This is a genomic window from Streptomyces durhamensis, assembly GCF_000725475.1.
Taxonomy (GTDB): domain Bacteria; phylum Actinomycetota; class Actinomycetes; order Streptomycetales; family Streptomycetaceae; genus Streptomyces; species Streptomyces filipinensis.
In genome coordinates, this window is the sequence record NZ_JNXR01000008.1 from 81,377 (window position 1) to 107,081 (window position 25,705).

A 25,705-nucleotide genomic window follows, 5' to 3' on the forward strand; every position below is an offset into this window, starting at 1 on the left:
CGGTGTTTCACGTGAAACACCGCCCCTCGCCGTTTCCCGGACCTCCGGCTCAGCGGCGCCCGAAGCGCGCCAAGGCCACCGCGACCCCGCCGTAGAGCACGGCGACCAGGGCCACCAGAAGTGTCGAGCGACCGTCCGGCGGCAGCATCAGAGCCGCCACTCCGGCCGCGCCCACGAAGGCCACGTTGAAGAGCACGTCGTACACGGAGAAGATTCGCCCGCGGAATGCGTCGTCGACGCAGGACTGGACGACGGTGTCCGTGGCGATCTTGGCGCCCTGGGTGATCAGGCCCAGAACGAAGGCGGCGATCAGGAGGGGCCCAGCGGCGAAGGGGAGGCCGAGGGCGGGCTCCAGGACGGCGGCGGCACCGGCGCACACCGCGATCCAGCGTCGTGGACCGAGGTGTCCCGCCGCCCACGGCGTCACCACGGCCGCCGCGAAGAATCCCGCCCCGGAGAGCGCCAGGGCGAGCCCGAGCAGCCGGAGTCCCTCCTCGGGCGTCGTGGAGAGGGCGTAGCGGCACAGCATCAGCAGAAGGACGAGCAGCGCGCCGTAGCAGAAGCGCATCAGGGTCATCGCGGCCAGTGCCCAAGCGGCCTCCCTGCGCTGCGGTGCGGTCAGATGGCGGACAGCCGCGATGAGGTCGCGTGCCGTGTCGGCGAGGGCGGTGGCCATACGCGGCCGTTTCGGCTGCCGGTCGGGGCCGAGGAGCGCGGGCGCCATGGTGAGAGCGGTGAGGCCGGCGCACAGGTAGAGGAAAGCGCCGAGGAGTACCACCGCGGCGTCGGAGCCCGAGGCCACGAGCCGTACGGCGAAGGCCAGACCGCCGCCCGCGGTCGCGGCGAGTGTTCCGGCCGTCGGGGACAGGGAATTGGCGAGCACCAGACGCTCGGTGTCCACCACTCGGGGCAGGGACGCGGACAGTCCGGCGAGGACGAAGCGGTTGACGGCCGTGATGCACAGCGCTGAGGCGTAGAACAGCCAGTCCGGTACACGGCCGATCATCAGCACGGCGGTGAGCGCGGCCAGCAGGGCGCGCAGGAGATTGCCGTACACGAAGACCTGTCGGCGCCTCCAGCGGTCCAGCAGGACGCCGGCGAACGGGCCGACCAGTGAATAGGGGAGCAGCAGGACCGCCATCGCGGAGGCGATGGCGGTGGCCGAGGTCTGCTTCTCCGGGGAGAAGACGACGTACGCGGCGAGCGCGACCTGGTAGACGCCGTCGGCGCCCTGGGACAGGAGGCGGATGTACAGCAGGCGTCGGAAGTACCGCAGGCGCAACAGGACGCGCAGGTCACGGACGACGGGCATGGGGCACAGCCTCACACATGCGGAAGGTCCCCAGGTCCGTGAACCCGGGGACCTTCACAGCCCTGGCAGGAGCGTTCTGGTGCGAGCGGTCGCCGTGGGGCGACTTAGCGCTCGACCTCGCCGCGGATGAACTTCTCGACGTTCTCGCGGGCCTCGTCGTCGAAGTACTGGACCGGCGGGGACTTCATGAAGTACGAGGACGCCGACAGGATCGGGCCGCCGATGCCGCGGTCCTTGGCGATCTTCGCGGCGCGCAGGGCGTCGATGATGACACCCGCGGAGTTCGGGGAGTCCCAGACCTCGAGCTTGTACTCCAGGTTCAGCGGAACGTCACCGAAGGCACGGCCCTCGAGGCGGACGTAGGCCCACTTGCGGTCGTCCAGCCAGGCCACGTAGTCGGACGGGCCGATGTGGACGTTCTTCTCGCCGAGGTCCCGGTCGGGGATCTGCGAGGTGACGGCCTGCGTCTTGGAGATCTTCTTGGACTCCAGGCGCTCGCGCTCGAGCATGTTCTTGAAGTCCATGTTGCCGCCGACGTTCAGCTGCATCGTGCGGTCGAGGATGACACCCCGGTCCTCGAACAGCTTCGCCATGACGCGGTGCGTGATGGTGGCGCCGACCTGGGACTTGATGTCGTCACCGACGATCGGCACACCGGCCTCGGTGAACTTGTCGGCCCACTCCTTGGTGCCGGCGATGAAGACCGGGAGGGCGTTGACGAAGGCGACCTTGGCGTCGATGGCGCACTGGGCGTAGAACTTCGCCGCGTCCTCGGAGCCGACCGGCAGGTAGCAGACCAGGACGTCGACCTGCTTGTCCTTCAGGATCTGGACGACGTCGACCGGCGCGGCGTCGGACTCCTCGATGGTCTGGCGGTAGTACTTGCCGAGGCCGTCGAGGGTGTGGCCGCGCTGGACGGTGACACCGGTGCTGGGCACGTCGCAGATCTTGATGGTGTTGTTCTCGGAGGCGCCGATCGCGTCCGCGAGGTCGAGGCCGACCTTCTTGGCGTCCACGTCGAAGGCGGCGACGAACTCGACGTCCTTGACGTGGTAGTCACCGAACTGCACGTGCATCAGGCCGGGGACCTTGGACGCCGGGTCGGCGTCCTTGTAGTACTCGACTCCCTGCACCAGCGACGCGGCGCAGTTGCCCACGCCGACGATGGCTACGCGAACCGAACCCATTCCGGTTGCTCCCTGTGTGTACGAGTGAGGCCCTGACTGGGTCTCACGTGGCGGTGTCGCCGGGCGGATCCGTCCGGGGGTTCTCCCCGGGACGGGGCAGGCCGCCCGTCGATCCAGTGGTGGTGTCCTGCTGAGCGGATCCCCCGGACGCGGAACCCTTCAGGTCCCGCCCGGCCCGCTCGCTCTCGATGAGCTCGTTCAGCCAGCGCACTTCGCGCTCCACGGACTCCATTCCGTGGCGCTGGAGCTCGAGTGTGTAGTCGTCGAGACGCTCCCGCGTGCGCGCCAGGGAGGAGCGCATCTTCTCCAGACGCTCCTCCAGACGGCTGCGACGGCCCTCCAGTACGCGCATGCGCACATCGCGTGACGTCTGCCCGAAGAAGGCGAAACGTGCGGCGAAATGTTCGTCCTCATACGCGTCGGGGCCGGTCTGCGAGAGCAGGTCCTCGAAGTGCTCCTTCCCTTCCGCCGTCAGCCGGTAGACGATCTTGGCGCGGCGGCCGGCGAGCGGAGCGGCGAGGGCGTCCTCGTGGGTGCTGCCCGGTTCCTCGATCAGCCAGCCGTTGGTGACCAGCGTCTTGAGGCAGGGATACAGGGTTCCGTAGCTGAACGCCCGGAACACACCCAGGGACGTGTTGAGTCGTTTGCGCAGCTCATAGCCGTGCATCGGGGACTCGCGCAGCAGACCGAGCACGGCGAACTCGAGGATGCCGGAACGTCGGCTCATCGTCGCCTCCTCTCGGTCCCGCTGATCGCTCCCGCGGGTCTCTCCGCACCTCTCAGCGCTTCTTTATCTCGCGCTGATGTATCGACTCGATACATCACGACGATAGAACGGCCTTCCACGGGCGACAAGAGGGACGGTCGTGAACGGGATCACATCACCGATTCATACGAGGCAAGTTGCACGGTTTGGGGTGAACATCAGGACTCGGCGGGTTTTGGCGATGCGTAGTCTGTGCGGCATGCACACCACCGGGAACCAAGTGACGCCCGGGGAGCGTCGTCGTCCCCGGTGCAGTACGGGTGAATGCCGAACCGACCACATCCGTACTCCGGGGGGACCGGAAACCAGCCGCCGTTCCAGGCGCGCACGGGTGCGCCTGCCCGAGGAGTAATCGTTCGATGAGCGAGCACCGTCGCAAACCGCCGCAGCCGCAGGGAGGCGGACGTGCCGCGGCCCGACGCGGTCAGTCCGGCTCACCCTCCGGTCGCCGTGCGGCACCGCGGGGCGCCACCGAGTCCCCAACCGACTCCTATGGGTCCAGTTCCTATGGGTCGGGTCCCAATGGTCCAGGAGGTGAAGAGCGCGCCTATGGCGGCCGTGCCGAGGCGCGCCGGGCCGCGCAGAGAGGCGGCCGCCGCAGAGGCCCCGACACCGAGGGTCCGGGCGGCCGGCGCGGTGGCCCGGCCGGGCCCGGACGCGGCAGGGGCCGTGCGTCGACCGCACCCGGCAAGAAGCGGTTGATCGACTACCCCCGGGCCGAAAAGTACGGATGGCGCCGCTGGGTGCCCTCCTGGAAGCTCACCTCCGGGCTGTTCATCGGCTTCGTCGGCAGCCTGGTGGCCATGGTGGGCGTGGGCTACGCGATGGTCTCGATCCCCAACGAGAACGACGCGGCCAAGTCCCAGAACAACGTCTACTACTGGGCCGACGGCAAACAGATGGTGGCGACGGGCACGGGCGTCAACCGGCAGAACGTCAGCATCGACCAGATTCCCGAGGCCATGCAGTGGGCCGTGATCTCGGCCGAGAACAAGAGCTTCTACCAGGACTCGGGCGTCGACCCCATGGGCATCGCGCGAGCCGTGGTCAACATGGCGCGGGGTGGGCAGACCCAGGGTGGCTCGACGATCACCCAGCAGTACGTCAAGAACACCTACCTGAGCCAGCAGCAGACGCTCACCCGTAAGTTCAAGGAGATGTTCATCTCCATCAAGGTGGGGACGAAGCTCAAAAAGAAGCAGATCCTCCAGGGCTATCTGAACACCTCGTACTTCGGACGAGGTGCTTACGGCATCCAGGCGGCCGCGCAGACGTACTACGGCAAGAACGCGGTGGACCTCACGCCGAGCGAGTGCGCGGTGCTCGCGGCGCTGCTCAAGGGCCCGACGTACTTCGACCCGGCAGGCAACGCCGACCTCGACCCCACGGCCACGCAGAAGGCCAACACCCAGCGCTCACAGGAACGCTGGAAGTGGATCCTCGAGCAGATGCACAACGATCACCACCTGACCGACGCCCAGTACGTGACGGCCACCAAGAAGTACCCCGTTCCCCAGGGCCGCAAGGCGACCAAGGGCATGACCGGCCAGATCAGCTACCTGGTCGACACGGCGAAGAAGTACGTCCTCGCCCACTCCGACATCACGGAGGCACAGTTCGACCAGGGCGGCTACCAGATCAGGACGACCTTCGACAAGAAGAAGGTCAACGAGCTGACCGCGGCCGTGAAGAAGATCCAGAAGCAGCGGATCGATCCCAAACGCCGTGACCTGGACAAGTACGTCCAGTTCGGTGCGGCGTCGGTGAAGCCCGAAGACGGCGCGATCGTCGCCCTCTACGGCGGTGACGGCTACGAGAACGGCCACTTCACGAACAACGCCGACACCTCGGGTGTGCCGGTCGGTTCGACATGGAAGCCGTTCGTGCTGGCCGCGGCCATGGAGTACGGGACCTACAAGTCCGACGGACAGGGCATCTCGCCGCTGAGCAAGTACAACGGCAACGATCACCTCAAGGTGACCAGGCCCGATGGGTCGCCCTTCCTCAACAAGGACAACTCGGTCTTCTACCAGAACAACGAAAGCCACTACAAGTGGGGCTATATCAGTCTGCGTAAGGCGATGGAGCAGTCCGTCAACACGCCGTTCGTGCAGCTCGGTGTAGATGTGGGGCTGACGCATGTGCGGGACGTCGCCCAGGCGTCCGGCATCCTGAAGGACAGCTTCTCCACGCTCAACCCGTCCTTCGCCATCGGCACCTCGACCCCGAGCGCGATCCGCATGGCCGACGCGTACGCGACCTTCGCGGCGTCCGGCAAGCACGCGGACCCGTATTCGGTGACCGAGGTGAAGAAGGACGGCGTGGACCTGCAGGGCTTCAGCAAGCCGCAGGTCACCCCGGCGATCCCGGCCAACGTGGCGAACAACGTCACGGACGTCCTGCAGAACGTGATCCAGAACGGTACGGGTCAGAACGCCAAGGCGCTGGGTCGTACGGCGGCGGGCAAGACCGGTACCACCGACAGCAACAAGTCGGCCTGGTTCGTCGGCTACACCCGGACGCTGTCCACCTCGGTGGCGATGTTCCGTGAGAACCCGAAGGACCACGAGCTGCTGTCCATGAACGGCACAGCAGGCGTCCCGTCGATCCACGGTGGTGACATCCCGACGTCGGTGTGGACCGAGTACATGAGGGCCGCGCTGAGGAGTCAGAACGACCTCCCCTTCCCGGAGGCCACTCCGATCGGCAATGTGGAGGACGAGGCGGGCGCCCCGTCCCCGACCCCGAGCGTCACCATCACCCCGAGCCCGACGCCGAGCACCTCGCCGAGCCCGACGCCCAGCGCCACGGCCACATCTCCGTCCCCGTCGGCGAGCGACACCTGCCAGTGGAGCTGGGGCAACGACTGCAGCGGCAACGGCAACACCAACGGCAACGGCAACGGTGGCACGGACACGGGTGGGACCGACGGGGGGACCGTTCCGACCCCCACCCCCACGGATACGACCGGCACCGCCGGCACCACCCGAGGTAATGGCAACGGCAACGGAGGCATCTTCGGAGGTCAGAACGGTTAGCCGCCGAGCCTGACCGGTTGGCGCCCCTTTCGCCCGCCGCGACCGTTTCACGTGAAACATGGGCCGCCGCACCTACCAGGTGCGGCGGCCCTCGGCGCTTTCCTAGGCAGGTACGGCAGGATGTGCCCCATGCCCAGTGCAGAGATGACGCCCGCGAGCAGGCACGAGCCCGAGCCCGTGCGGCCCGTCACGGCAGAGCCCGTGCGACCGACCAGTGAGGACGAGATCGCCCGGGCCGGCAGTGAGCTGATCGGCGGACCCCTGGGGCGGCGCGCCCTGCCCGGGACCTCCTGGTGGACCCCCGTACGGGTTGTCGCACTGGTGGCGATCGGCATGTTCGCCCTCGGCCTGGTGCAGAAGGCGCCCTGCTACCACAGCGCCTGGTTCTTCGGCGCGAGCAGTCAGTACACGCACGCCTGCTACTCGGACATCCCGCACCTCTATCAGGGGCGCGGCTTCGCCGATCATCTCGTGCCGTACTTCGACAAGCTCTCGGGTGACATGGACTACCTCGAATACCCGGTGCTCACCGGAGTGTTCATGGAGGTGGCGTCCTGGCTGACCCCGCACAGCGGCACCCTCCAGCACCAGGAGCAGTGGTACTGGTTCGTCAACGCCGGGATGCTGATGGTGTGCGCGGCCGTCATCGCCGTGTGCGTGGTCCGCACCCACCGCCGGCGCCCCTGGGACGGCCTGCTGGTGGCCCTGGCGCCTGCTTTGGCGCTCACCGCGACCATCAACTGGGATCTGCTGGCCGTGGCGCTCACGGCCGCGGCGATGCTGATGTGGTCCCGCAGCCGTCCCGTCGCCTTCGGCCTCCTCCTGGGCCTCGCCACGGCCGCCAAGCTCTATCCCGTGTTCCTGCTCGCCCCGCTGCTCGTGCTGTGCTGGCGAGCCGGTAAGTGGCGCGAGTACGCCCAGGCCGTGGGCGCCACGGCGATCGCCTGGCTCGTGGTGAACCTGCCGGTGATGCTCTTCGCCTTCCAGGGCTGGTCGAAGTTCTACACGTTCAGCCAGGAACGGGGCGTCGACTTCGGCTCGTTCTGGCTGATCTGGGCGCAGAACTCCAGCAACCCACCCGGCACCGGCTTTGTGAACACCGCTGCCCTGGTCCTGGTGGTGCTGTGCTTCCTCGGCATCGCCGCGCTGACGTTCACCGCGCCGCGCCGGCCGCGCTTCGCCCAGCTGGCCTTCCTGATGGTGGCGGCCTTCATCCTCACCAACAAGGTCTACTCACCGCAGTACGTCCTGTGGCTGGTGCCGCTGGCCGTCCTCGCCCGGCCCAAGTGGCGTGACTTCCTCATCTGGCAGGCCTGCGAGGTGGCGTACTTCCTGGGCATCTGGATGTATCTCGCGTACACGACCAGCGGAGACGCCCACAAGGGCCTGCCGACGCACGGCTATCAGTGGTCGATCGTGCTGCACCTGGTGGGCACGCTCTACCTGTGCGCCGTCGTCGTACGGGACATCCTCATGCCGGAGCGGGACGTGGTGCGCCGGTCGGGGGACGACGACCCTTCGGGCGGGGTGCTCGACGGCGCGGAGGACGTCTTCGTGCTCGGCGCGGCAGCCCATCCGCCGCGGCACGCCGCCCACTTCGACGGCCCTCAGGTGGACTGGGGCAGGCCGGGCGCCCCGCCCTCCCCCGAGGACCGTTCGCTCTGAGCGAACGTCCGGCGGAAGGCATGAAAGAGGCCGTACACGCACGCTGCGTGTACGGCCTTCTCGCTGTTCTCGACCGGCTCAGCGGTCCACGAGGCGGTCGAACTGCGTGGTGGTGTGCCGCAGATGGGCCACCAGCTCGTCGCCGACCTTCGGCTCCGGGGCGTCCGCGGGGACGAAGAGGATCGACACCTGCATGTGCGGCGGCTCGGCGAACCAGCGCTGCTTGCCGCCCCAGACGAACGGAGAAAGGTTCCGGTTCACCGTGGCGAGGCCGGCCCGGGCGACGCCCTTGGCGCGCGGCATGACGCCGTGCAGGGCCTTCGGGGCCTCCAGGCCCACCCCGTGTGACGTACCGCCCGCCACGACCACCAGGTAGCCGTCGGAGGCCGCCTTCTGCTGCCGGTAGCCGAACCGGTCGCCCTTGGCCACGCGCGTGACGTCCAGGACGGCGCCGTGGTACTCGGTCGCCTCGTGGTCCCCCAGCCACAGCCGCGTGCCGATGCGGGCGCGGAACCGGGTCTGCGGGAACTGCTGCTGGAGGCGGGCGAGTTCATCGGCCTTGAGGTGGCTGACGAACATCGTGTGCAGCGGCAGCCGGGCCGCGCGCAGCCGGTCCATCCAGCCGATGACCTCCTCGACGGCGTCCGAGCCGTCGGTGCGGTCCAGCGGCAGATGGATGGCGAAGCCCTCCAGCCGGACGTTCTCGATCGCCTGGTGCAGCTGCGGCAGGTCCTGCTCGCTGATGCCGTGGCGCTTCATCGAGGACATCACCTCGATGACGACCCGCGCGCCGACGAGGCCGTAGACGCCGTCGACCGACGACACCGAGCGCACCACCCGGTCGGGCAGCGGTACGGGCTCCTCGCCGCGCCGGTACGGCGTCAGCACCAGCAGATCACCGCCGAAGAAGTCCTTGATACGCGCGGCCTCGTACGTCGTGCCGACCGCGAGCAGGTCCGCGCCCAGCCGCGTGGCCTCCTCGGCCAGCCGTTCGTGCCCGAAGCCGTAGCCGTTGCCCTTGCAGACCGGGACAAGACCCGGGAACTGCTCGTGCACGTGCTTGTGGTGCGCCCGCCAGCGCGCGGTGTCGACGTAGAGCGTGAGCGCCATGGCCGGACCCTGGCCCTTTCTCGTGGCTGCGGTGTATCAGAGGTGTGAACGCTGTGAAGCCTATGGAATCAAACGTCCGCGGCTCAGCGGCGCGACATGTAGATGTCGAGCGCCTTGTGGAGCAGCTTGTTCAGCGGGAAGTCCCACTCGCCGAGGTACTCGGCGGCCTGCCCGCCGGTGCCGACCTTGAACTGGATCAGACCGAAGAGGTGGTCCGTCTCGTCCAGTGAGTCGGAGATGCCGCGCAGGTCGTAGACGGTGCCGCCGAGCGCGTAGGCGTCGCGCAGCATCCGCCACTGCATCGCGTTCGAGGGCCGGACCTCACGGCCGATGTTGTCGGAGGCGCCGTAGGAGTACCAGACGTGCCCGCCCACGATCAGCATCGTCGCCGCGGACAGGTTCACGCCGTTGTGGCGGGCGAAGTACAGCCGCATCCGGTTCGGGTCCTCGGTGTTGAGGGCCGTCCACATGCGCTGGAAGTACGACAGCGGGCGGGGCCGGAAGTGGTCACGCACCGCGGTGATCTCGTAGAGCCGCTGCCACTCGGCCAGGTCCTGGTAGCCGCCCTGGACGACCTCGACGCCGGCCTTCTCGGCCTTCTTGATGTTGCGGCGCCACAGCTGGTTGAAGTTCTTGTGGACCTCTTCCAGGGAGCGGTTGGCCAGCGGCACCTGGAAGACATAGCGCGGCTGCACGTCACCGAAGCCGGCACCGCCGTCCTCGCCCTGCTGCCAGCCCATGCGGCGCAGCTTGTCGGCCACCTCGAAGGCACGCGGCTCGATGAAGTCGGCCTCCATGTCGCGCAGCCGCTTCACGTCCTGGTCCTGGATGCCCTTTTTGATGGTCTCGGCGTTCCAGCGCCGGATGATCACCGGCGGGCCCATCTTCACCGAGAAGGCGCCCTGCTGCTTCAGGTGCGCCAGCATCGGCTGGATCCAGTCGTCGAGATTCGGCGCGAACCAGTTGATGACCGGGCCCTCGGGGAGGTAGGCGAGGTAGCGCTTGATCTTGGGCAGCTGGCGGTAGAGGACCAGGCCCGCGCCGACCATCTCGCCGGTGCGTTCGTCGAACCAGCCCAGGTTCTCGGAGCGCCACTCCGCCTTGACGTCGGCCCAGGCCGGGACCTGCATGTGGCTCGCCGACGGCAGGCTCTGGATGTACGCCAGATGTTGCTCGCGGCTGATGGTCCTCAGGGTCAGGCTCATGTCGGGGCGCTCCTCGGGCTGGTGTGTCCCCATGGGTTCAGGGGCTCCGGCTCTCGCGCCGAAGCCTACTGCGCCGTGCGAGCGCCCCGACTGGGCGTACGGGCCTTAACCCGGCCGGACGGGCGACCAGGACGGTCCGCGGTGTTCGAAAAGACGGCGTGGACGATGCCGTCCGGCGGTCAGCTGCCGATGAGTCCGCCGAACAGTCCGCCGTTCGCCATGCTGATCAGGAAACCGACTCCCGCAGCGCCGAGACCCAGGATCAGAACGAATCGCTCCCGAGTCGTCACCGAGATCCACTGGCCGTAGATGCCGACGGCAAGACCCACCAGACCCGTCCACGAGCTGAGCAGGTGGAGGCCGTGGAAGAAGGACGTGACGAAGGACAGCACGCCGAGGACGAAGGTCACCGCCATCAGCGTGTCCTGCAGCGGACGGGCCTTGCCGTCCGTGGCGAAGAGGGATCCGGCGACGTTGGGATGCAATGTCTGTGCCATGGGCACCTCCTGCGGAAGGCGGCGCATAGTAGCGCCGTACACACCCGACGTGTACAGGGTGAGGGGCTTCACGCCCGGATTTCAACCGGAAGCGGGTGTGCGGGTAGTCTGTACCGTCTGCACTGGTGTCTGCCCACGCCTGCCCAGGTAACACTGCGGGATCCTCTCAAGACCCCGATTGTCAGTGGTGGCCGATACCGTTGCGTACGCATCACAACCCTCCTGCCACGGAACGACCGTGGCCGCTGAGTCCAAAGGAGGTGGGTTCCACATGCGTCACTACGAGGTGATGGTCATCCTCGACCCCGATCTCGAGGAGCGTGCTGTCTCCCCGCTGATCGAGAACTTCCTGTCCGTCGTCCGTGACGGCGGCGGCAAGGTTGAGAAGGTCGACACCTGGGGCCGTCGTCGTCTCGCCTACGAGATCAAGAAGAAGCCCGAGGGCATCTACTCGGTCATCGACCTGCAGGCCGAGCCTGCGGTCGTCAAGGAGCTCGACCGCCAGATGAACCTGAACGAGTCGGTCCTCCGGACCAAGGTCCTCCGCCCCGAGACCCACTGAGCTCTCCCGCTCAGCTGATCTCGGGATTCGAGTAGCCAGCAAGCAGCCAGAGCTGCAAACCCGCCGAGAGGTTCCCCATGGCAGGCGAGACCGTCATCACGGTCATCGGCAATCTTGTCGACGACCCCGAGCTGCGCTTCACCCCCTCCGGTGCGGCGGTCGCGAAGTTCCGCGTCGCGTCCACTCCCCGCACCTTCGACCGTCAGACGAACGAGTGGAAGGACGGCGAGAGCCTGTTCCTGACCTGCTCGGTCTGGCGTCAGGCGGCGGAGAACGTCGCCGAGTCGCTCCAGCGAGGCATGCGCGTCATCGTGCAGGGCCGGCTGAAGCAGCGGTCCTACGAGGACCGTGAGGGCGTCAAGCGCACGGTCTACGAGCTGGACGTCGAGGAAGTCGGCCCCAGCCTGCGCAACGCCACGGCCAAGGTCACCAAGACCGCCGGTGGCGCTCGCGGTGGCCAGGGTGGTTACGGCGGCGGTGGCGGCCAGCAGGGCGGCAGCTGGGGCGGAGGCCCCGGTGGCGGCCAGCAGGGCGGCGGCGCTCCGGCCGACGACCCGTGGGCGACCGGCGCTCCCGCCGGTGGCCAGCAGGGTGGCGGCGGCTGGGGCGGAGGCTCCGGCGGCGGTGGCGGCTACTCGGACGAGCCCCCCTTCTAGGTCCCCGGGCCAAGGGTGGGTCGTACCCCAACTTCTTGATCACACAGGAGAAACACCATGGCGAAGCCGCCTGTGCGCAAGCCGAAGAAGAAGGTCTGCGCTTTCTGCAAGGACAAGGTCACGTACGTGGACTACAAGGACACGAACATGCTGCGGAAGTTCATTTCCGACCGCGGCAAGATCCGTGCCCGCCGCGTGACCGGCAACTGCACGCAGCACCAGCGTGACGTCGCCACGGCCGTGAAGAACAGCCGTGAGATGGCGCTGCTGCCCTACACGTCCACCGCGCGCTAAGGGAAGGGTGACCGACAAATGAAGATCATCCTCACCCACGAGGTCACTGGCCTCGGTGCCGCCGGCGATGTCGTCGACGTCAAGGACGGTTACGCTCGCAACTACCTCATCCCGCGGAAGTTCGCTATCCGCTGGACCAAGGGTGGCGAGAAGGACGTCGAGCAGATCCGTCGTGCTCGCAAGATCCACGAGATCCAGACCATCGAGCAGGCCAACCAGGTCAAGGCCCAGCTCGAGGGCGTGAAGGTCCGTCTGGCCGTCCGCTCCGGCGACTCCGGCCGTCTCTTCGGTTCCGTCACCCCGGCCGACATCGCGTCCGCGATCAAGGCTTCCGGTGGCCCCGAGGTCGACAAGCGCCGCATCGAGCTGTCCGCCCCGATCAAGACCCTGGGCGGCCACGAGACGTCCGTGCGTCTGCACCCCGAGGTTGCCGCCAAGGTCAACATCGAGGTCGTCGCGGGCTGATTGCCGCGTTCTGCTTGAGCAGCTCTGAAAGGGGCCGCACCTGTGAAGGTGCGGCCCCTTTTACGTCAGCGGGGTGGGCTGGCCCAGGCGCGGCGCGGAGAAGGGCGGGTGTTTCACGTGAAACGCGACAGCCGGCCTGTTTCACGTGAAACGGTCGCCGGGTTGCGCCCCGCCCCGGGGTTGGCGCCCGTCACCGGGTTGCGCCCGTGACGATCCAGCGACCCGAGCGGGTGCGCAGCCACAGGGTCAGCATGCGGATGGTCATCATGAGGGTCATCGCAGCCCACAGCGCGGTGAGTCCCCCGCCGAACGTGGGGACGAGCAGGGCGACGGGAGCGAACACCGCGAGGGTGATGACCATGGCCCAGGCCAGGTAGGGACCGTCGCCCGCGCCCATCAGCACTCCGTCCAGCACGAAGACCATCCCGCAGACGGGTTGCGAGAGCGCCACCATGAGCAGCGCGGGCAGCGCTGTGTCCTTGACCACGGAGTCGCTGGTGAACAGGGGCAGGAAGAGCGGCCGGGCGGCCACCACGAGCAGGCCGAGAACCACTCCGGTCGCGATGCCCCACTGGACCATGCGACGACAGGCCTCACGTGCTCCTTGGACGTCGTTCGCGCCGAGGTAGCGGCCGATGATGGCCTGTCCCGCGATCGCTATCGCGTCGAGAGCGAAGGCCAGCAGACTCCACAGGGACAGGATGATCTGATGGGCGGCGATGTCGGCGTCGCCCAGATGTGCTGCGACCGCCGTCGCGATCATCAGGATCGCCCGCAGTGACAGCGTACGGACCAGGAGCGGGACGCCTGCCTGGGCCGAGGCCTTGATGCCGGCGGCATCGGGGCGCAGGGAGGCCCCGTGCCGACGGGCCCCGCGGACGACCACGGTCAGATAAACGGCTGCCATGCCGCACTGAGCTATGACCGTGCCCCAGGCGGAACCGGCGATGCCGAGTCCGGCGCCGTAGACGAGCCCTGCATTGAGTGCGCCGTTGGCGACGAAGCCTGCGACAGCTACATAGAGCGGAGTTCTGGTGTCCTGCAGTCCGCGGAGCACTCCGGTGGCGGCGAGGACGATGAGCATGGCCGGGATGCCCAGCGAGGAGATGCGCAGATACGTTGTGGCGTGGGGAGCCGCAGTCGTGGAGGCGCCGAAGAGGTCCACGATGCCGGGTGCCAGCGGAAGAACGACGGTGATGACGGCGATGCCGAGCAGCAGTGCCAGCCAGATGCCGTCCATGCCCTGGCGAATGGCCGACGGTAGATCGCCGGCGCCGACGCGCCGGGCCACGGCGGCGGTGGTCGCGTAAGCGAGGAAGACGAAAACGCTCACCGCGGTGGTGAGGAGGGCCGAGGCGACGCCGAGACCGGCGAGCTGAGCGGTCCCGAGATGGCCGACGATCGCACTGTCCGCCATGACGAAGAGGGGCTCGGCGACGAGCGCGCCGAAGGCCGGGACGGCCAGGGCGACGATCTCTCTGTCATGCCGCCGGGGTGTGGCCTCGGGTAGCACGGGGGCCTGTGTCATGCACACTAATCTAATCGTCCACAGGTAAGCGATGCAACCGATGAGTGACCCTTACTTACCTTCTGGGTGTGTGTCCTTTCGCGCACCGTTCGACAGGATCTTGGTCCGACTGGGAAAGTTTTTCTTCTGCACAGCCGGTGGACGGCAAAGATGCAGGTCAGCGCGATCTTTGGAGTGGGATGGAGGGCTTGTTCACAGGGCTGTCCACCGTGTCGTGCACAGGTTTCGGTGAGTTCTCCACAGCATCCGGGCCGTCGTCCACATGGCCTGTGGATAACCAGATTGGCTGACGGTGCCGACAGGCCTACCGTGGTCCGGCGCCCGCTCCTTCCCCAGGCCTGGGAAGCGTCCTTCCTCCGGCCCTGGAATCGTCACAAACCCGACGCGCCGGAACCGGAGTTGGGCGTCTCATTTGTCAGTGCCGTGCCGTACAACAGAGGACACGGCGAGGTCCGCCCTGCGGACGGGAGGAGGTGGCTCGGTGAGCATTTCCGAGCCCTTGGACGATCCGTGGGCCGACGCCGGACCCAGTGATCGTCTGCCGGCCTCCCGCCGACGCGGTGACAGCGGCCGGGGTCGTGAGGAACAGCACGACCGGGGCCGGGAGAACGCCTCCTGGGACGGCGGGGGCTCCTCCTTCGAGCGCGTACCGCCGCAGGACCTGGACGCCGAACAGTCGGTGCTGGGCGGCATGCTGCTGTCGAAGGACGCCATCGCCGACGTCGTCGAGATCCTCAAGGGCCACGACTTCTACAAGCCCGCCCACGAGACGATCTACCAGGCGATCCTGGACGTCTACGCCAAGGGCGAGCCGGCCGACCCCATCACGATCGCGGCCGAACTCACCAAGCGCGGCGAGATCAACAAGGTCGGCGGAGCGGCGTATCTGCACACTCTCGTCCAGACCGTGCCGACGGCGGCCAACGCCGAGTACTACGCGGAGATCGTCCACGAGCGGGCCGTGCTGCGCCGCCTGGTCGAAGCCGGTACGCGTATCACGCAGATGGGATACGCCGCCGACGGCGACGTCGACGAAATCGTCAACAGCGCCCAGGCCGAGATCTACGCCGTCACCGAGCAGCGCACCAGCGAGGACTATCTGCCGCTCGGCGACATCATGGAAGGCGCCCTCGACGAGATCGAGGCGATCGGCTCGCGCAGCGGCGAGATGACCGGTGTGCCGACCGGCTTCACCGACTTCGATTCGCTGACGAACGGTCTGCATCCGGGCCAGATGATCGTCATCGCGGCCCGCCCCGCCATGGGTAAGTCGACGCTCGCGCTGGACTTCGCGCGGGCCGCGTCGATCAAGAACAACCTGCCGAGCGTCATCTTCTCGCTCGAAATGGGCCGCAACGAGATCGCGATGCGTCTGCTGTCCGCCGAGGCGCGGGTCGCCCTGCACCACATGCGGTCCGGCACGATGACCGACGAGGACTGGACCAGGCTCGCCCGCCGTATGCCGGACGTCTCGGCCGCGCCGCTCTACATCGACGACTCTCCCAACCTGTCGATGATGGAGATCCGTGCCAAGTGCCGGCGCCTGAAGCAGCGCAACGACCTGAAGCTGGTCGTCATCGACTATCTCCAGCTGATGCAGTCCGGCGGCTCCAAGCGCGCCGAGAGCCGCCAGCAGGAGGTCTCGGACATGTCCCGTAACCTCAAGCTGCTGGCGAAGGAACTGGAGATCCCGGTCATCGCGCTCTCCCAGCTCAACCGTGGCCCGGAGCAGCGCACCGACAAGAAGCCGATGGTCTCCGACCTGCGTGAGTCGGGCTCCATCGAGCAGGACGCCGACATGGTGATCCTGCTGCACCGCGAGGACGCGTACGAGAAGGAGTCCCCGCGCGCGGGCGAGGCCGACCTGATCGTGGCCAAGCACCGAAACGGCCCCACCGCCACCATCACGGTCGCCTTCCAGGGCCACTACTCCCGCTTCGTGGACATGGCGCAGACCTGATCGCTCGACCAGGTGATCCGGGGCGATCGGTCGAACAGCCTGCCTGTCGCCCTCCCTCGGACGCCGTTCCGCGAAATGAACTCGACGGCCGCTGCGCGACCCGGTGGACTGGGCCCATGACGACACCTCAGCAAGATCTGCTCCCTACGACTCGCCGGGCCCTGCTGCACCGGATCGCGGTCGCACAGGCCGAAGGGCGGTCGCCGTCGCTGGTCGCGGCCGTCGTACGGGGCGGTCGGGCCGTGTGGCACGGGGCACGGACCTCGGTCGACGGCCACGGTCCGGACCAGAACGTGCAGTACCGGATCGGGTCCATCACCAAGACCTTCACGGCCGTCCTGGTGATGCGGCTGCGCGACGAGGGCCTGCTCGACCTCGGAGATCCCCTGGAGAAGCATCTGCCGGGTACGGGCGCGGGCGAGGCCACGATCGCCGAGCTGCTCGCGCACACCGCGGGTCTGGCGGCCGAGTCCCCCGGGCCCTGGTGGGAGCGGACCCCTGGCACCCTTCGCCCGGAGCTGAGTGACGTCCTCGGAGAGCACCCCTTCCTGCACCCCGTCGGGCGACGGCACCACTACTCCAACCCCGGCTATACGGTGCTCGGCGCGCTGGTGGAGCGGCTGCGCGGGGTTTCCTGGGAGGAGGCGCTGCGCAGCGAGATCCTCGCGCCGCTCGGTCTGCACCGCACGAGCACGCAGCCTGAGGCCCCGCACGCCGGCGGGTGGGCCGTGCATCCGTGGGCGGACGCGATGCTTCCCGAGCCGCTGGAGGACCTGGGCAGGATGGCGCCGGCCGGTCAGCTGTGGTCGACCACCGGGGATCTGGCGCGGTTCGCCACGTTTCTGGCCGTGGGGGACGACCGGGTACTGGGCGCGGATTCGGTGCGGGAGATGCGTACGCCGGCGGCGCCCGCCGAGGCGGCGGACGTGCTGGACGGAGCCACCTACGGCCTCGGTCTGCAGATCCAGCGCCGTGACGGCCGGCTCCTCGTCGGGCACTCCGGTTCGCTGCCGGGCTTCCTGGCGAACCTCGTCATCAGCGTGGAGGACGATGTGGCGGCCGTGGTGCTCGCCAACTGTACGAGTGGACCACTGCTCGGAGCGGTGAGCGCCGACCTCGTGAGGATCGTCGCCGAAGCGGAGCCGCGGATCCCGGAACCCTGGCGGCCGCTGCGCGAGGCCGACCCGGCGGTACTGGAGCTGGCGGGGCAGTGGTACTGGGGAACCCAGCCCTTCGGCCTGCGAGTGACCGCCGACGGCCTTCTCGCGCTCGGCCCGCTGACCGGCAGCGGCCGGCGCGCTCGCTTCCGCTCGAACGGTGACGGCACCTGGACGGGCCTGGAAGGCTACTTCGCCGGTGAACTGCTGCGGCCGGTACGACGCCCGGACGGGGCCGTGAGTCACCTCGACCTCGGCTCGTTCGTGTTCACGCGGCAGCCGTACGACCCTGAGGCGCCGATCCCCGGCGGAGTGGACCCGGAAGGCTGGCGCGGCGTCCTCTAGGCCTTGAACACGGGGGGCGTGTTTCACGTGAAACACGCCCCCGCCCTTGTGGTCGGTGACCGTCAGAGCCGCAGCTTGAAGCCCTCGTGCGTGGCGCTGAAGCCGAGCCGTTCGTAGAAGCGGTGGGCGTCGGTGCGCGACTTGTCGGACGTCAGCTGCACCATCCGGCAGTCGAGCTGCCGAGAGATATCGATCGCCCACTCGATCAGCAGGCTGCCGAGCCCGCTGCCCCGTTCATCGGCGTGGATGCGTACGGCCTCGATGAGAGCGCGGGTCGCCCCCCTGTGGGAGAGCCCCGGGATGACCGTGAGCTGAAGGGTTCCGATCACACGGTCTTCGCGGACGGCGACGACGAGATGCTGGTTCGGATCGGCGTCCAGACGTTCCAGCGCGGCCCGGTAGAGGGACATGTCATCGGGCGACTCGCGTTGGGCGCCCAGTGGATCGTCGGCGAGCATCGCGACGATCGCCGGAAGGTCCTCGACCGTCGCACGCCGCATTTCAAGATCTCCCATGCGCGCACCCTATGCCGGTACGTTCAGTGACTCCACGACCCGTACGAGCGGGGCCAGTTCGGTGTTCCTGGAGGCCTCGTCCAGGGCTTCACGCAGGGCGGCGTCGTTGGTCGGCCGCGCCTCCTCCAGCAGGCGCAGGCCCGCTTCCGTGACGTTGGTGTAGATACCGCGCCGGTCGGTGGGGCAGAGGTAGCGCTCCAGCAGGCCACGGTCCTCCAGCCGGGTCACCAGGCGCGTGGTGGCGCTCTGGCTGAGGACGACCGCGTCGGCGACCTGCTTCATCTGGAGATGGCCGCCCTCGCCGTCGTGCTGGCGGCTCAGCACATCGAGCAGGGAGTACTCGCGCACGCTCAGGTCGTGCTTCGCCTGCAGCGCGCGCTCGATGTGCGCCTCGATCCTTCCGTGCAGCGCAGAGAGGGCGCACCAGCCCTGTGCGAGGGCGGTGAGCGCGGGGTCCGTCGCTGTCATTGTGTGTTTTCCTCCGTCCCGGAGCGGCTGCCTCAAGGGTAGAGCAAGCGCGCAATAGTGCGCGCTTGCAAGTATCCCGCGTCTGCAACTATTGTGGACGCACGCAAAGCGCTCCTGCAATCTTCTGGGAAGGTGTACCCCTCCATGCCTCTCGCGCTTCTGGCCCTCGCGATCGGGGCCTTCGGAATCGGAACGACCGAGTTCGTGATCATGGGCTTGCTGCCGCAGGTCGCGGGCGACTTCGGAGTCTCCATCCCCACCGCGGGTCTGCTGGTGACGGGCTACGCGCTCGGCGTGGTCATTGGAGCCCCGGTGATGACCGTGCTCGGCACCAAGGTCCCGCGCAAGCGCATGCTGATGCTGCTGATGGGCCTCTTCATCGCCGGGAACCTGCTTTCCGCGGTGGCCCCTGCCTTCGCCGTCATGCTGATCGGACGGGTGGTCGCCTCGCTCGCGCACGGCGCCTTCTTCGGTATCGGCTCGGTCGTCGCGGCCGAGCTGGTGGCGCCCCACAAGAAGGCAGGCGCCATCGCGATGATGTTCACCGGTCTGACCGTCGCGAATGTCGTCGGCGTCCCGCTGGGCACGCTCATCGGTCAGCACGTCGGCTGGCGCGTCACCTTCGGCCTCGTCGCCGCCCTCGGCGTCATCGGTCTTGTCGGCGTGGCCAAGCTGGTGCCCGAGATGCCGCGGTCCGAGGGGGTGCACCTGCGACACGAGCTGGCCGCCTTCAAGAATGCCCAGGTCCTGCTCGCCATGGCGATGACCGTCCTCGGCTTCGGCGGCGTCTTCGCGGCCATCACCTACATCGCGCCGATGATGACCCACACCGCCGGCTTCGCCGAGGGCTCGGTCACCTGGCTGCTGGTTCTGTTCGGCCTCGGCATGGTCGGCGGCAACCTCATCGGCGGCAAGTTCGCCGACCGCGCCCTGATGCCGATGCTGTATGTCTCCCTCGGCGCGCTGGCCCTCGTTCTGGCCCTCTTCACGGCCACCGCCCACAACAAGATCGCGGCGGCCGTGACGATCTTCCTGATCGGCGCCCTGGGCTTCGCGACCGTACCGCCGCTGCAGAAGCGCGTACTCGACCAGGCGCACGGTGCCCCGACGCTCGCGTCGGCCGTGAACATCGGTGCCTTCAACCTGGGCAACGCGCTGTCCGCCTGGCTCGGTGGCACCGTGATCGCGGCCGGCTTCGGCTACACGTCCCCCAACTGGGTCGGTGCCGCCCTCGCAGCGGGCGCCCTGGTCCTCGCCGTCCTCTCGGCGGCGCTGGAGCGGCGCGACGGCGCCCGCAGCCCTGTGGTCGCCTCCGGCACGCCCGCTGCGCGGCAGACGCCGGTCCACCACTGAGCCCCTGGAACCACAGGGTGCCTCATCACCTGTGGTTCCCAGGCTGCCGCACCCGGGGGAGTCCCCAGGTGTGGCAGGCATTCCATCTCAGCAACACCCGAGGAGAGAACCTCATGAGCACCACTGCCGTCGCCCCGCTGTCCATCGAGGACGCCGAACTGCTCGTCGCCACGGCACGCCACGCGGCCGAGGACGCCGGAGTCACCGTCAGCGTCACCGTCCTGGACGCCGGCGGCCATCCGCTCGCCTTCCGTCGCGACGACCGGGCCGTGCTGATCTCCGGTGAGACCAGCAACCGCAAGGCCTACACCGCGCTCCAGCTCAACGCCCCGACCGCCGACCTGGTCGATGCCGTCCAGCCCGGCGGCCCGTTCCACACGCTGCCCACGGCCCTCGACCGGCCCCTGCTGTTCATCGCGGGCGGCCTGCCCGTCCATCGGGACGGCCGGCTGATCGGCGCGATCGGTGTCGGCGGCGGTGCGCCGCAGCAGGATCACGCCTTCGCCACGGCGGCTGTGCGGGCGCTCGCCTGAGCACGCCACCCCCGGACGGACGACGCCGGCCCGCCGCACCACGCGGAGGGCCGGCGTTCGTCGTGGGACGGCTCAGCCGGCGGCCACGGTCAGGGGAGCGAACCGGCGGGTCCAGTCTCCCGGGAGGTCCGTGATGCCGTACGTCATGACCGCGTTGAAGGCCACGGAAGCGAGCCCCCGCGCCTTCGCCCAGGTCAGCAGCTCCTCATGACGTACATCGATGTCGGTGCGCAGCGGACGGTCGGTGTGGGCCGCCAGCGAGGTGATGAGGGTCTGGGCGGTCGCCGTGTCCCGGGCCACCAGGGGACCGACGACATGGGTGTCCATGTTGGGCCACGCGGCCGTGTAGCCGATGATCCGGCCGCTCTCCTCGGCTACCCGCAGCTGGTCGGCGAAGGCGGGAAGCCGGGTGATCAGGGGAGTGCGGTCGGCGCCGAACACCTCTTCGTCGAGACGCAGGATGGCGGGGAGGTCCTCGGCGGTGGCCGCGCGGGTGAGCACGCCGGTTTCCGCCCCGCCGGGAGTGAATCGGCCCCTCAGCATCTCCGCCCGGCCCGTCACCTTGAAGCCCAGTTCCTCGTACAGGGGACGCCCGTTGGGTGTGGCGTGCAGGGTGAGCGGGGTAGTCCCCATGATCGACACGACATGGCGCATCAAGCGGCGTCCGACGCCCTGACGGGCATGGCGTTCGGCCACCAGGACCATGCCGATGGCGCCGAGATCCGGGCTCCCCCACGGGCCGTACTCCGTGATGACGCACGCGGCGACGAGACCACCCTGGGGGTCGTCGATGCCGTAACCCTTTCCGGCCGCGAGGAGGAACCCCCACTTGTGTTCCTCGCGTGGCCACCCCCGGTCTTCGGACAAGTCAGCGCAGGCGGTGAGATCGCGATGCATCAGACGACGGATGGGCAGAGCGGCGAGGGAAGGAGTCGACACGCAGGTCAGGCTGTCCGACCGGTGCCCCCGGCGTCCACCTGTTTCGGCGGAGACACACGTGCTTTTGGCCATGCCGTGGCCATATGCACAGACGGTGGACAGCAGGACGCGTTTCACGTGAAACACCGGGCGGCCGGTTAGCCTCCAGGCCATGGCGAGACTTCATCTCTTCGATCTTGACGGCACGTTGCTGCACGGAAGCACGGCACCGGTGGAGATTTCCCGTCAGTTGGGGCTGGAAGCGGAGACCGTGGCACTGGATCGGGCGATCGCGGAGGGACGGATCGGTCCGCCGGAGTACGCGGCACAGGTGTACGACCTGTGGGCCGATCTGACCGAGGCGCATGTCAGCGCCGCATTCGACGCGGCTCCTTGGCTGGCCCGCATCCGCGAGGTCTGGGCGGAGATCAGAAACGCGGGCGAATACTGCGCGGTGGTGTCGCTCTCGCCGTCCTTCTTCGTGGAACGCCTTCTCGACTGGGGCGCCCATGCGGCGCATGGGTCCCGGTTCCCGGCCGTGCCGTTCACCGAGCCCGTCGATCCGTCCGGGGTGCTCAGTGCTGCGGCCAAAGTGACCATCGCGGACCGGCTCTGCGTGGAGTTCGGAGTCGCACGGGCGGACTGCGTGGCGTACGGCGACTCATTGTCCGACAAGGATCTGTTCGCTGCCGTACCGGTTTCCGTGGCGGTCAATGCGGACGCCCACCTGACCGGGCTTGCGACCCACTCCTATGCGGGACGGGATCTGTGGGACGCCTACGAGATGGTCGCCCTGTCTGGTGGGTGACGGGCTTCCCGCAGGGAGACTGAGGGCCTCAACCGAGGTCGGGAGCGTGCATGGCGCGTACGCCCTCGATGTTGCCGTCCAGATAGTGGCGTAGCGACAGCGGGACCAGGTGGACGGAGGCGATGCCGACACGGGTGAAGGGGATACGGACGATCTCGTACTCGCCGGCTGGTTCCTCCACTTCGGGGCCGTGCCGCAGGGCTGGGTCCATGGACTCCAGTCGGCAGACGAAGAAGTGCTGCACCTTTACGCCGGTCGCGCCGCCGTCCTCGCCGATGTGTTCCACGGTGTCCACGAAGCACGGAACCACATCGGTGATCTTGGCGCCTAGTTCCTCGGAAACTTCCCGGTGCAGGGCGTCCACGACGGTCGGATCTCCGGGCTCGACCCCGCCACCGGGAGTAACCCAGTAGGGATCGACACCGGGCTTGGTGCGCTTGATCAAGATCAGGTCGTCACCGTCCAGCAGGACAGCACGGGCGGTGCGCTTGACCACGGGTCGGACGGTCATGGGAGAAATGTGGCCCGGCTGGTTCCACGTGAAACATCGCAAAGCGTCACCGTACGACCGCTTTGTGTGGACGCGGGGTCGGAGGGCCTCAACACCAGGCCGTAGCCGCCCGCAGAAGCCACTCGTGTGCCCGCGCCACGTGGGGCATGGCGAGGGTTCCGGTCCGCACCACCAGGAAGTAGGTGCGCAGCGGCGGCACGACGGGGTCGTGCAGGGCGGCGATCGTTCCGTCGTTGAGGGCCGAGTCGCACAGATAGCGGGGCAGCACGGCGAGTCCGGCACCCGCGACCGCACAGGCGAGCACGGCCCGGAGGTCCGGGACGATGACCGTGCCCGAGGCGGCGGGGCGGGAGTCGAAGACGGAGGCCCAGTAGCGCGAGACGAACGGCAGCGACTCGTGGATCTCGACGACGGGCAGGTTCTCCAGCGCGGGCGCCCCCTTCAGGCGCAGCGCCTCCGTATCGATCCGCTCGACCCAGCGGGGAGCGGCGACCAGCACGTGTTCCTCGTCGCAGAGCGGAGTCGCGGTGAGCAGAGCACCACGGGGTCGAGCCGTGCTGATGGCGAGATCATGGTGACCGGAGGCCAGTCCCTCCAGCGTTTCCTCCGCCGTGCCGAAGGAGGCGCGGAGTGCGAATCCCTGGCCGTCCTCGCCGGTCAACTCCGTCAGGGCCGGCAGGGCGCGTTCGGCGGTGAACTCGGGTGGGCCGGCGAGGTGCAGGGTTCTGAGCGAGGACTCGTCGTCCAGGCCTCTCTCCGCTATCTCCACCAGGGCATCGAGATGGGGTGCGGCCTTGTGTGCGAGTTCGTCGCCGATGGTCGTCGGGGTCACCCCGCGCGCCTGGCGGAGGAAAAGGGGCCTGCCGAGCTGTCGCTCCAGCGTGCGGATCTGTGAGGTGACGGCGGGCTGGGAGAGGCCGAGCAGAGCGGCGGCGCGGGTGAAGGAACCGGCCCGGTGCACGGTGACGAAGGTGCGCAGCAAGGCCAGGTCCATGGTGTGCCCTCCCCTATCCCTGCCTTCCTCCGGCCCCCAGGCAGGTCCCAACTATAAATAAGTCGATAGGTCTCTGTCGCTAGCGTGATTGGACACTGACACAGAGTCAACTAGCCTTGTTCGCGCGGTTCTTCGCGCGCAGAACCGATGGCGGTCCGAGCCACGAGGGGGGAGGCTCGGACCGCCCAACAGCATCAGGGGGCGGACGGGGGCGGGCCTACTCGGCGGACTCGTCCAGGGCGCGCAACACGTCGGCGATCAGGTCCTCGGGGTCCTCGGCGCCCACGGACATGCGGATGAAGCCCTCCGGGACCGCGTCCCCGCCCCAGCGGCGGCGGCGCTCGGCCGTGGAGCGCACGCCGCCGAAGCTCGTCGCGTCCTCCACCAGGCGCAGGGCCTCCAGGAAACGCTCGGCACGCGTGCGTGTGGGCAGGGTGAAGGAGACCACGCAGCCGTAGCGGCGCATCTGCTGTGAGGCGATCTTGTGGGAGGGGTCGTCCGGCAGTCCGGGATAGCGCAGGTCCGCCACCTCGGGCCGCTGCCTGAGGGCCTCGGCGACCGCGCGGGCGGTGGCGTTCTGCCGGTCGACGCGCAACTGGAGCGTGGCGATGGACCGGTGCGCGAGCCAGGCCTCCATGGGGCCGGAGATCGCCCCGACGATCTTGCGCCAGCGCCGTACGGCGGCCATCGCCGCGGCGTCGCGGCCGGCGACGTAGCCCAGCAGCACGTCGCCGTGGCCGGTGAGCTGCTTGGTGCCGCTGGCCACGGAGAAGTCGGCGCCCAGCTCCAGCGGGCGCTGCCCGAGCGGGGTGGCGAGGGTGTTGTCGACGGCCACCAGGGTGCCCTGCGCGTGGGCCGCCTCCACCAGCCGCCGGATGTCGCACACGTCGAGACCCGGGTTCGACGGGGACTCGATCCACAGCAGCCGGGCTCCGTCGAGGACCTCCAGCTGGGCGTCGCCGCCGGTGGGGGCGGTGCGCACCTCGATGCCGTACGCCTCCAGCTGGGCGCGGACCAACGGCAGCACCTGGTAGCCGTCGGAGGGCAGCACGACCGCGTCCCCGGCGCGCAGCTGGGAGAACAGCACGGAGGAGATCGCGGCCATGCCGGAGGCGAAGACCAGCGTCTCCACGTCGTCCCGGCCAGGTGCCTCCAGCTCGCCGACGGCTCGCTCCAGCAGCGTCCAGGTCGGGTTGTCGTCACGGCCGTACGCGTAGGGGCCCGTCACCTCGCCGGGCAGGTGGAAGTGTGCGGCGAACACCGGTCCGGGCAGGGTCGGCTCGTGCCTGACCGGCTCGGGCAGGCCGGCGCGCACCGCGCGCGTGCCGTCGCCGGCGCGACCCTGGTCCTCGGTGGTGTCGCTCATGCGGCCCGTCCTTCCAGCTGCTCGTGTACGACGGCGAGCAGACCGGTACTCGCCGTCTCCACCATCTCAAGACACTCCTCGAAGCCGTCCCGGCGTCCGTAGTACGGATCCGGCACGTCGAGATCGTCCCCCGCGGCGGCGTCGTACGAGCGCAGAAGGCGGACCTTGCGCGCGTCCTCCTCGGTGGGCGCGAGCCGGCGCAGGGACTTGAGATGACCGGCGTCCAGGGCGATCACGAGATCGAGGCGCGAGAACCAGGACGGCTGGAACTGGCGGGCTATGTGGTCGCTGTCGTAGCCGTGCTCCTCCAGGACCGAGACGGTCCGCGGGTCGGCCGGCTCGCCCTCGTGCCAGCCGCCGGTGCCGGCGCTGTCGACCTCCACCCGGTCTTCGAGGCCGGACTCCGCCACGCGCGCGCGGAAGACGGAGGCGGCCATCGGGGAGCGGCAGATGTTGCCGGTGCACACGAAGCAGACGCGGTAGGTCATGGCT

25 protein-coding genes are annotated in these 25,705 nt (G+C 68.6%); 11 read left to right on the forward strand and 14 right to left on the reverse strand.

The genetic code is table 11. The features are described from left to right. Positions 1-49: 49 nt before the first annotated feature. The 3 genes from IO33_RS0113900 to IO33_RS0113910 form a co-directional block, all read right to left on the reverse strand. Entirely contained in the window at positions 50-1,312 is a 1,263-nt protein-coding gene (locus IO33_RS0113900; protein ID WP_031164362.1) for an MFS transporter, read from the reverse strand. 104 nt (positions 1,313-1,416) lie between these two features. After that, on the reverse strand, positions 1,417-2,499 hold the full coding sequence (locus IO33_RS0113905; protein WP_031164364.1) for an inositol-3-phosphate synthase: 1,083 nt from the start codon (positions 2,497-2,499) through the stop codon (positions 1,417-1,419). Positions 2,500-2,542: 43 nt separating this feature from the next. Beyond that, positions 2,543-3,226 carry a PadR family transcriptional regulator gene (locus tag IO33_RS0113910; RefSeq protein WP_031164366.1) on the reverse strand — a complete coding sequence of 228 codons (684 nt, stop codon included), beginning with the start codon at positions 3,224-3,226 and terminating at the stop codon, positions 2,543-2,545. A gap of 398 nt (positions 3,227-3,624) precedes the next feature. Here IO33_RS0113910 and IO33_RS0113915 point away from each other — a divergent pair, with 398 nt between their 5' ends. After that, a complete protein-coding gene (locus IO33_RS0113915) occupies positions 3,625-6,303 on the forward strand; it encodes a transglycosylase domain-containing protein (RefSeq protein ID WP_390987466.1) in 2,679 nt (892 codons plus the stop codon). A 129-nt stretch (positions 6,304-6,432) separates the two neighbouring features. Further along, positions 6,433-7,968, forward strand: a complete 1,536-nt coding sequence (locus IO33_RS0113920; protein WP_031164370.1) for a glycosyltransferase family 87 protein — start codon at positions 6,433-6,435, stop codon at positions 7,966-7,968. Positions 7,969-8,046: 78 nt separating this feature from the next. Here IO33_RS0113920 and IO33_RS0113925 read toward each other — a convergent pair whose 3' ends face one another. From IO33_RS0113925 to IO33_RS0113935, 3 genes are all read right to left on the reverse strand, one after another. Beyond that, complete coding sequence (locus IO33_RS0113925; RefSeq protein WP_031164373.1) at positions 8,047-9,078, reverse strand: alanine racemase; 1,032 nt, start codon at positions 9,076-9,078, stop codon at positions 8,047-8,049. Between the two features lie 83 nt (positions 9,079-9,161). Next, positions 9,162-10,283 (reverse strand): peptidoglycan bridge formation glycyltransferase FemX, encoded by a 1,122-nt coding sequence (femX, locus tag IO33_RS0113930; RefSeq protein ID WP_031164375.1) that lies wholly within the window; start codon positions 10,281-10,283, stop codon positions 9,162-9,164. Positions 10,284-10,462: 179 nt separating this feature from the next. Then, positions 10,463-10,780 carry a hypothetical protein gene (locus IO33_RS0113935; protein WP_031164377.1) on the reverse strand — a complete coding sequence of 106 codons (318 nt, stop codon included), beginning with the start codon at positions 10,778-10,780 and terminating at the stop codon, positions 10,463-10,465. Between the two features lie 271 nt (positions 10,781-11,051). Between IO33_RS0113935 and rpsF the strand changes: the two genes are divergently transcribed. The 4 genes from rpsF (at position 11,052) to rplI (ending at position 12,757) form a co-directional block, all read left to right on the forward strand. Further along, positions 11,052-11,342 carry a 30S ribosomal protein S6 gene (gene rpsF / locus IO33_RS0113940; protein ID WP_014673750.1) on the forward strand — a complete coding sequence of 97 codons (291 nt, stop codon included), beginning with the start codon at positions 11,052-11,054 and terminating at the stop codon, positions 11,340-11,342. 77 nt (positions 11,343-11,419) lie between these two features. Then, positions 11,420-11,998, forward strand: coding sequence for a single-stranded DNA-binding protein (locus IO33_RS0113945; protein ID WP_031164382.1), 579 nt, complete (start codon positions 11,420-11,422; stop codon positions 11,996-11,998). A 57-nt stretch (positions 11,999-12,055) separates the two neighbouring features. Continuing rightward, positions 12,056-12,292: a 30S ribosomal protein S18 gene (gene rpsR / locus IO33_RS0113950; RefSeq protein WP_003949403.1), complete on the forward strand. Its 237-nt coding sequence runs from the start codon at positions 12,056-12,058 to the stop codon at positions 12,290-12,292. An 18-nt stretch (positions 12,293-12,310) separates the two neighbouring features. After that, positions 12,311-12,757: a 50S ribosomal protein L9 gene (gene rplI, locus IO33_RS0113955; RefSeq protein WP_031164383.1), complete on the forward strand. Its 447-nt coding sequence runs from the start codon at positions 12,311-12,313 to the stop codon at positions 12,755-12,757. 190 nt (positions 12,758-12,947) lie between these two features. Here the strand turns inward: rplI and IO33_RS0113960 are convergent, their stop codons facing one another. Further along, the gene (locus IO33_RS0113960; RefSeq protein ID WP_031164384.1) at positions 12,948-14,285 is read right to left on the reverse strand and encodes an MATE family efflux transporter; all 1,338 of its coding nucleotides are present in this window, start codon (positions 14,283-14,285) and stop codon (positions 12,948-12,950) included. A 481-nt stretch (positions 14,286-14,766) separates the two neighbouring features. Here IO33_RS0113960 and dnaB point away from each other — a divergent pair, with 481 nt between their 5' ends. Both dnaB and IO33_RS0113970 read left to right on the forward strand, forming a co-directional pair. Next, complete coding sequence (gene dnaB / locus IO33_RS0113965) at positions 14,767-16,245, forward strand: replicative DNA helicase (protein ID WP_031164385.1); 1,479 nt, start codon at positions 14,767-14,769, stop codon at positions 16,243-16,245. A 116-nt stretch (positions 16,246-16,361) separates the two neighbouring features. After that, positions 16,362-17,747 (forward strand): serine hydrolase domain-containing protein, encoded by a 1,386-nt coding sequence (locus IO33_RS0113970; RefSeq protein ID WP_031164386.1) that lies wholly within the window; start codon positions 16,362-16,364, stop codon positions 17,745-17,747. Between the two features lie 62 nt (positions 17,748-17,809). Here IO33_RS0113970 and IO33_RS0113975 read toward each other — a convergent pair whose 3' ends face one another. Next, entirely contained in the window at positions 17,810-18,262 is a 453-nt protein-coding gene (locus tag IO33_RS0113975; protein WP_031164387.1) for a GNAT family N-acetyltransferase, read from the reverse strand. 9 nt (positions 18,263-18,271) lie between these two features. Beyond that, on the reverse strand, positions 18,272-18,730 hold the full coding sequence (locus IO33_RS0113980) for a MarR family winged helix-turn-helix transcriptional regulator (RefSeq protein ID WP_031164388.1): 459 nt from the start codon (positions 18,728-18,730) through the stop codon (positions 18,272-18,274). Between the two features lie 144 nt (positions 18,731-18,874). Here IO33_RS0113980 and IO33_RS0113985 point away from each other — a divergent pair, with 144 nt between their 5' ends. Both IO33_RS0113985 and IO33_RS0113990 read left to right on the forward strand, forming a co-directional pair. Continuing rightward, a complete protein-coding gene (locus IO33_RS0113985) occupies positions 18,875-20,083 on the forward strand; it encodes an MFS transporter (RefSeq protein ID WP_031164389.1) in 1,209 nt (402 codons plus the stop codon). 113 nt (positions 20,084-20,196) lie between these two features. Beyond that, on the forward strand, positions 20,197-20,616 hold the full coding sequence (locus tag IO33_RS0113990) for a GlcG/HbpS family heme-binding protein (protein ID WP_031164391.1): 420 nt from the start codon (positions 20,197-20,199) through the stop codon (positions 20,614-20,616). 72 nt (positions 20,617-20,688) lie between these two features. Here IO33_RS0113990 and IO33_RS0113995 read toward each other — a convergent pair whose 3' ends face one another. After that, positions 20,689-21,555, reverse strand: a complete 867-nt coding sequence (locus IO33_RS0113995) for a GNAT family N-acetyltransferase (RefSeq protein WP_031164393.1) — start codon at positions 21,553-21,555, stop codon at positions 20,689-20,691. Positions 21,556-21,706: 151 nt separating this feature from the next. On the opposite strand from IO33_RS0113995, the gene IO33_RS0114000 reads away from it, so the two are divergent. Further along, positions 21,707-22,342 carry an HAD family hydrolase gene (locus IO33_RS0114000; protein ID WP_031164395.1) on the forward strand — a complete coding sequence of 212 codons (636 nt, stop codon included), beginning with the start codon at positions 21,707-21,709 and terminating at the stop codon, positions 22,340-22,342. Between the two features lie 28 nt (positions 22,343-22,370). On the opposite strand, the gene IO33_RS0114005 is transcribed toward IO33_RS0114000, so the two are convergent. The 4 genes from IO33_RS0114005 to IO33_RS0114020 all read right to left on the reverse strand — a co-directional run bounded on the left by IO33_RS0114005 (position 22,371) and on the right by IO33_RS0114020 (position 25,701). After that, the gene (locus IO33_RS0114005; RefSeq protein ID WP_031164397.1) at positions 22,371-22,853 is read right to left on the reverse strand and encodes an NUDIX domain-containing protein; all 483 of its coding nucleotides are present in this window, start codon (positions 22,851-22,853) and stop codon (positions 22,371-22,373) included. A gap of 88 nt (positions 22,854-22,941) precedes the next feature. Beyond that, the gene (locus IO33_RS0114010; protein WP_031164399.1) at positions 22,942-23,847 is read right to left on the reverse strand and encodes a LysR family transcriptional regulator; all 906 of its coding nucleotides are present in this window, start codon (positions 23,845-23,847) and stop codon (positions 22,942-22,944) included. Positions 23,848-24,064: 217 nt separating this feature from the next. Continuing rightward, positions 24,065-25,213: a cystathionine gamma-lyase gene (locus IO33_RS0114015; RefSeq protein ID WP_031164402.1), complete on the reverse strand. Its 1,149-nt coding sequence runs from the start codon at positions 25,211-25,213 to the stop codon at positions 24,065-24,067. Then, positions 25,210-25,701: a low molecular weight protein-tyrosine-phosphatase gene (locus IO33_RS0114020; protein ID WP_031164404.1), complete on the reverse strand. Its 492-nt coding sequence runs from the start codon at positions 25,699-25,701 to the stop codon at positions 25,210-25,212. The genes IO33_RS0114015 and IO33_RS0114020 overlap by 4 nt, the downstream gene beginning before the upstream one ends. Positions 25,702-25,705 lie beyond the last annotated feature (4 nt).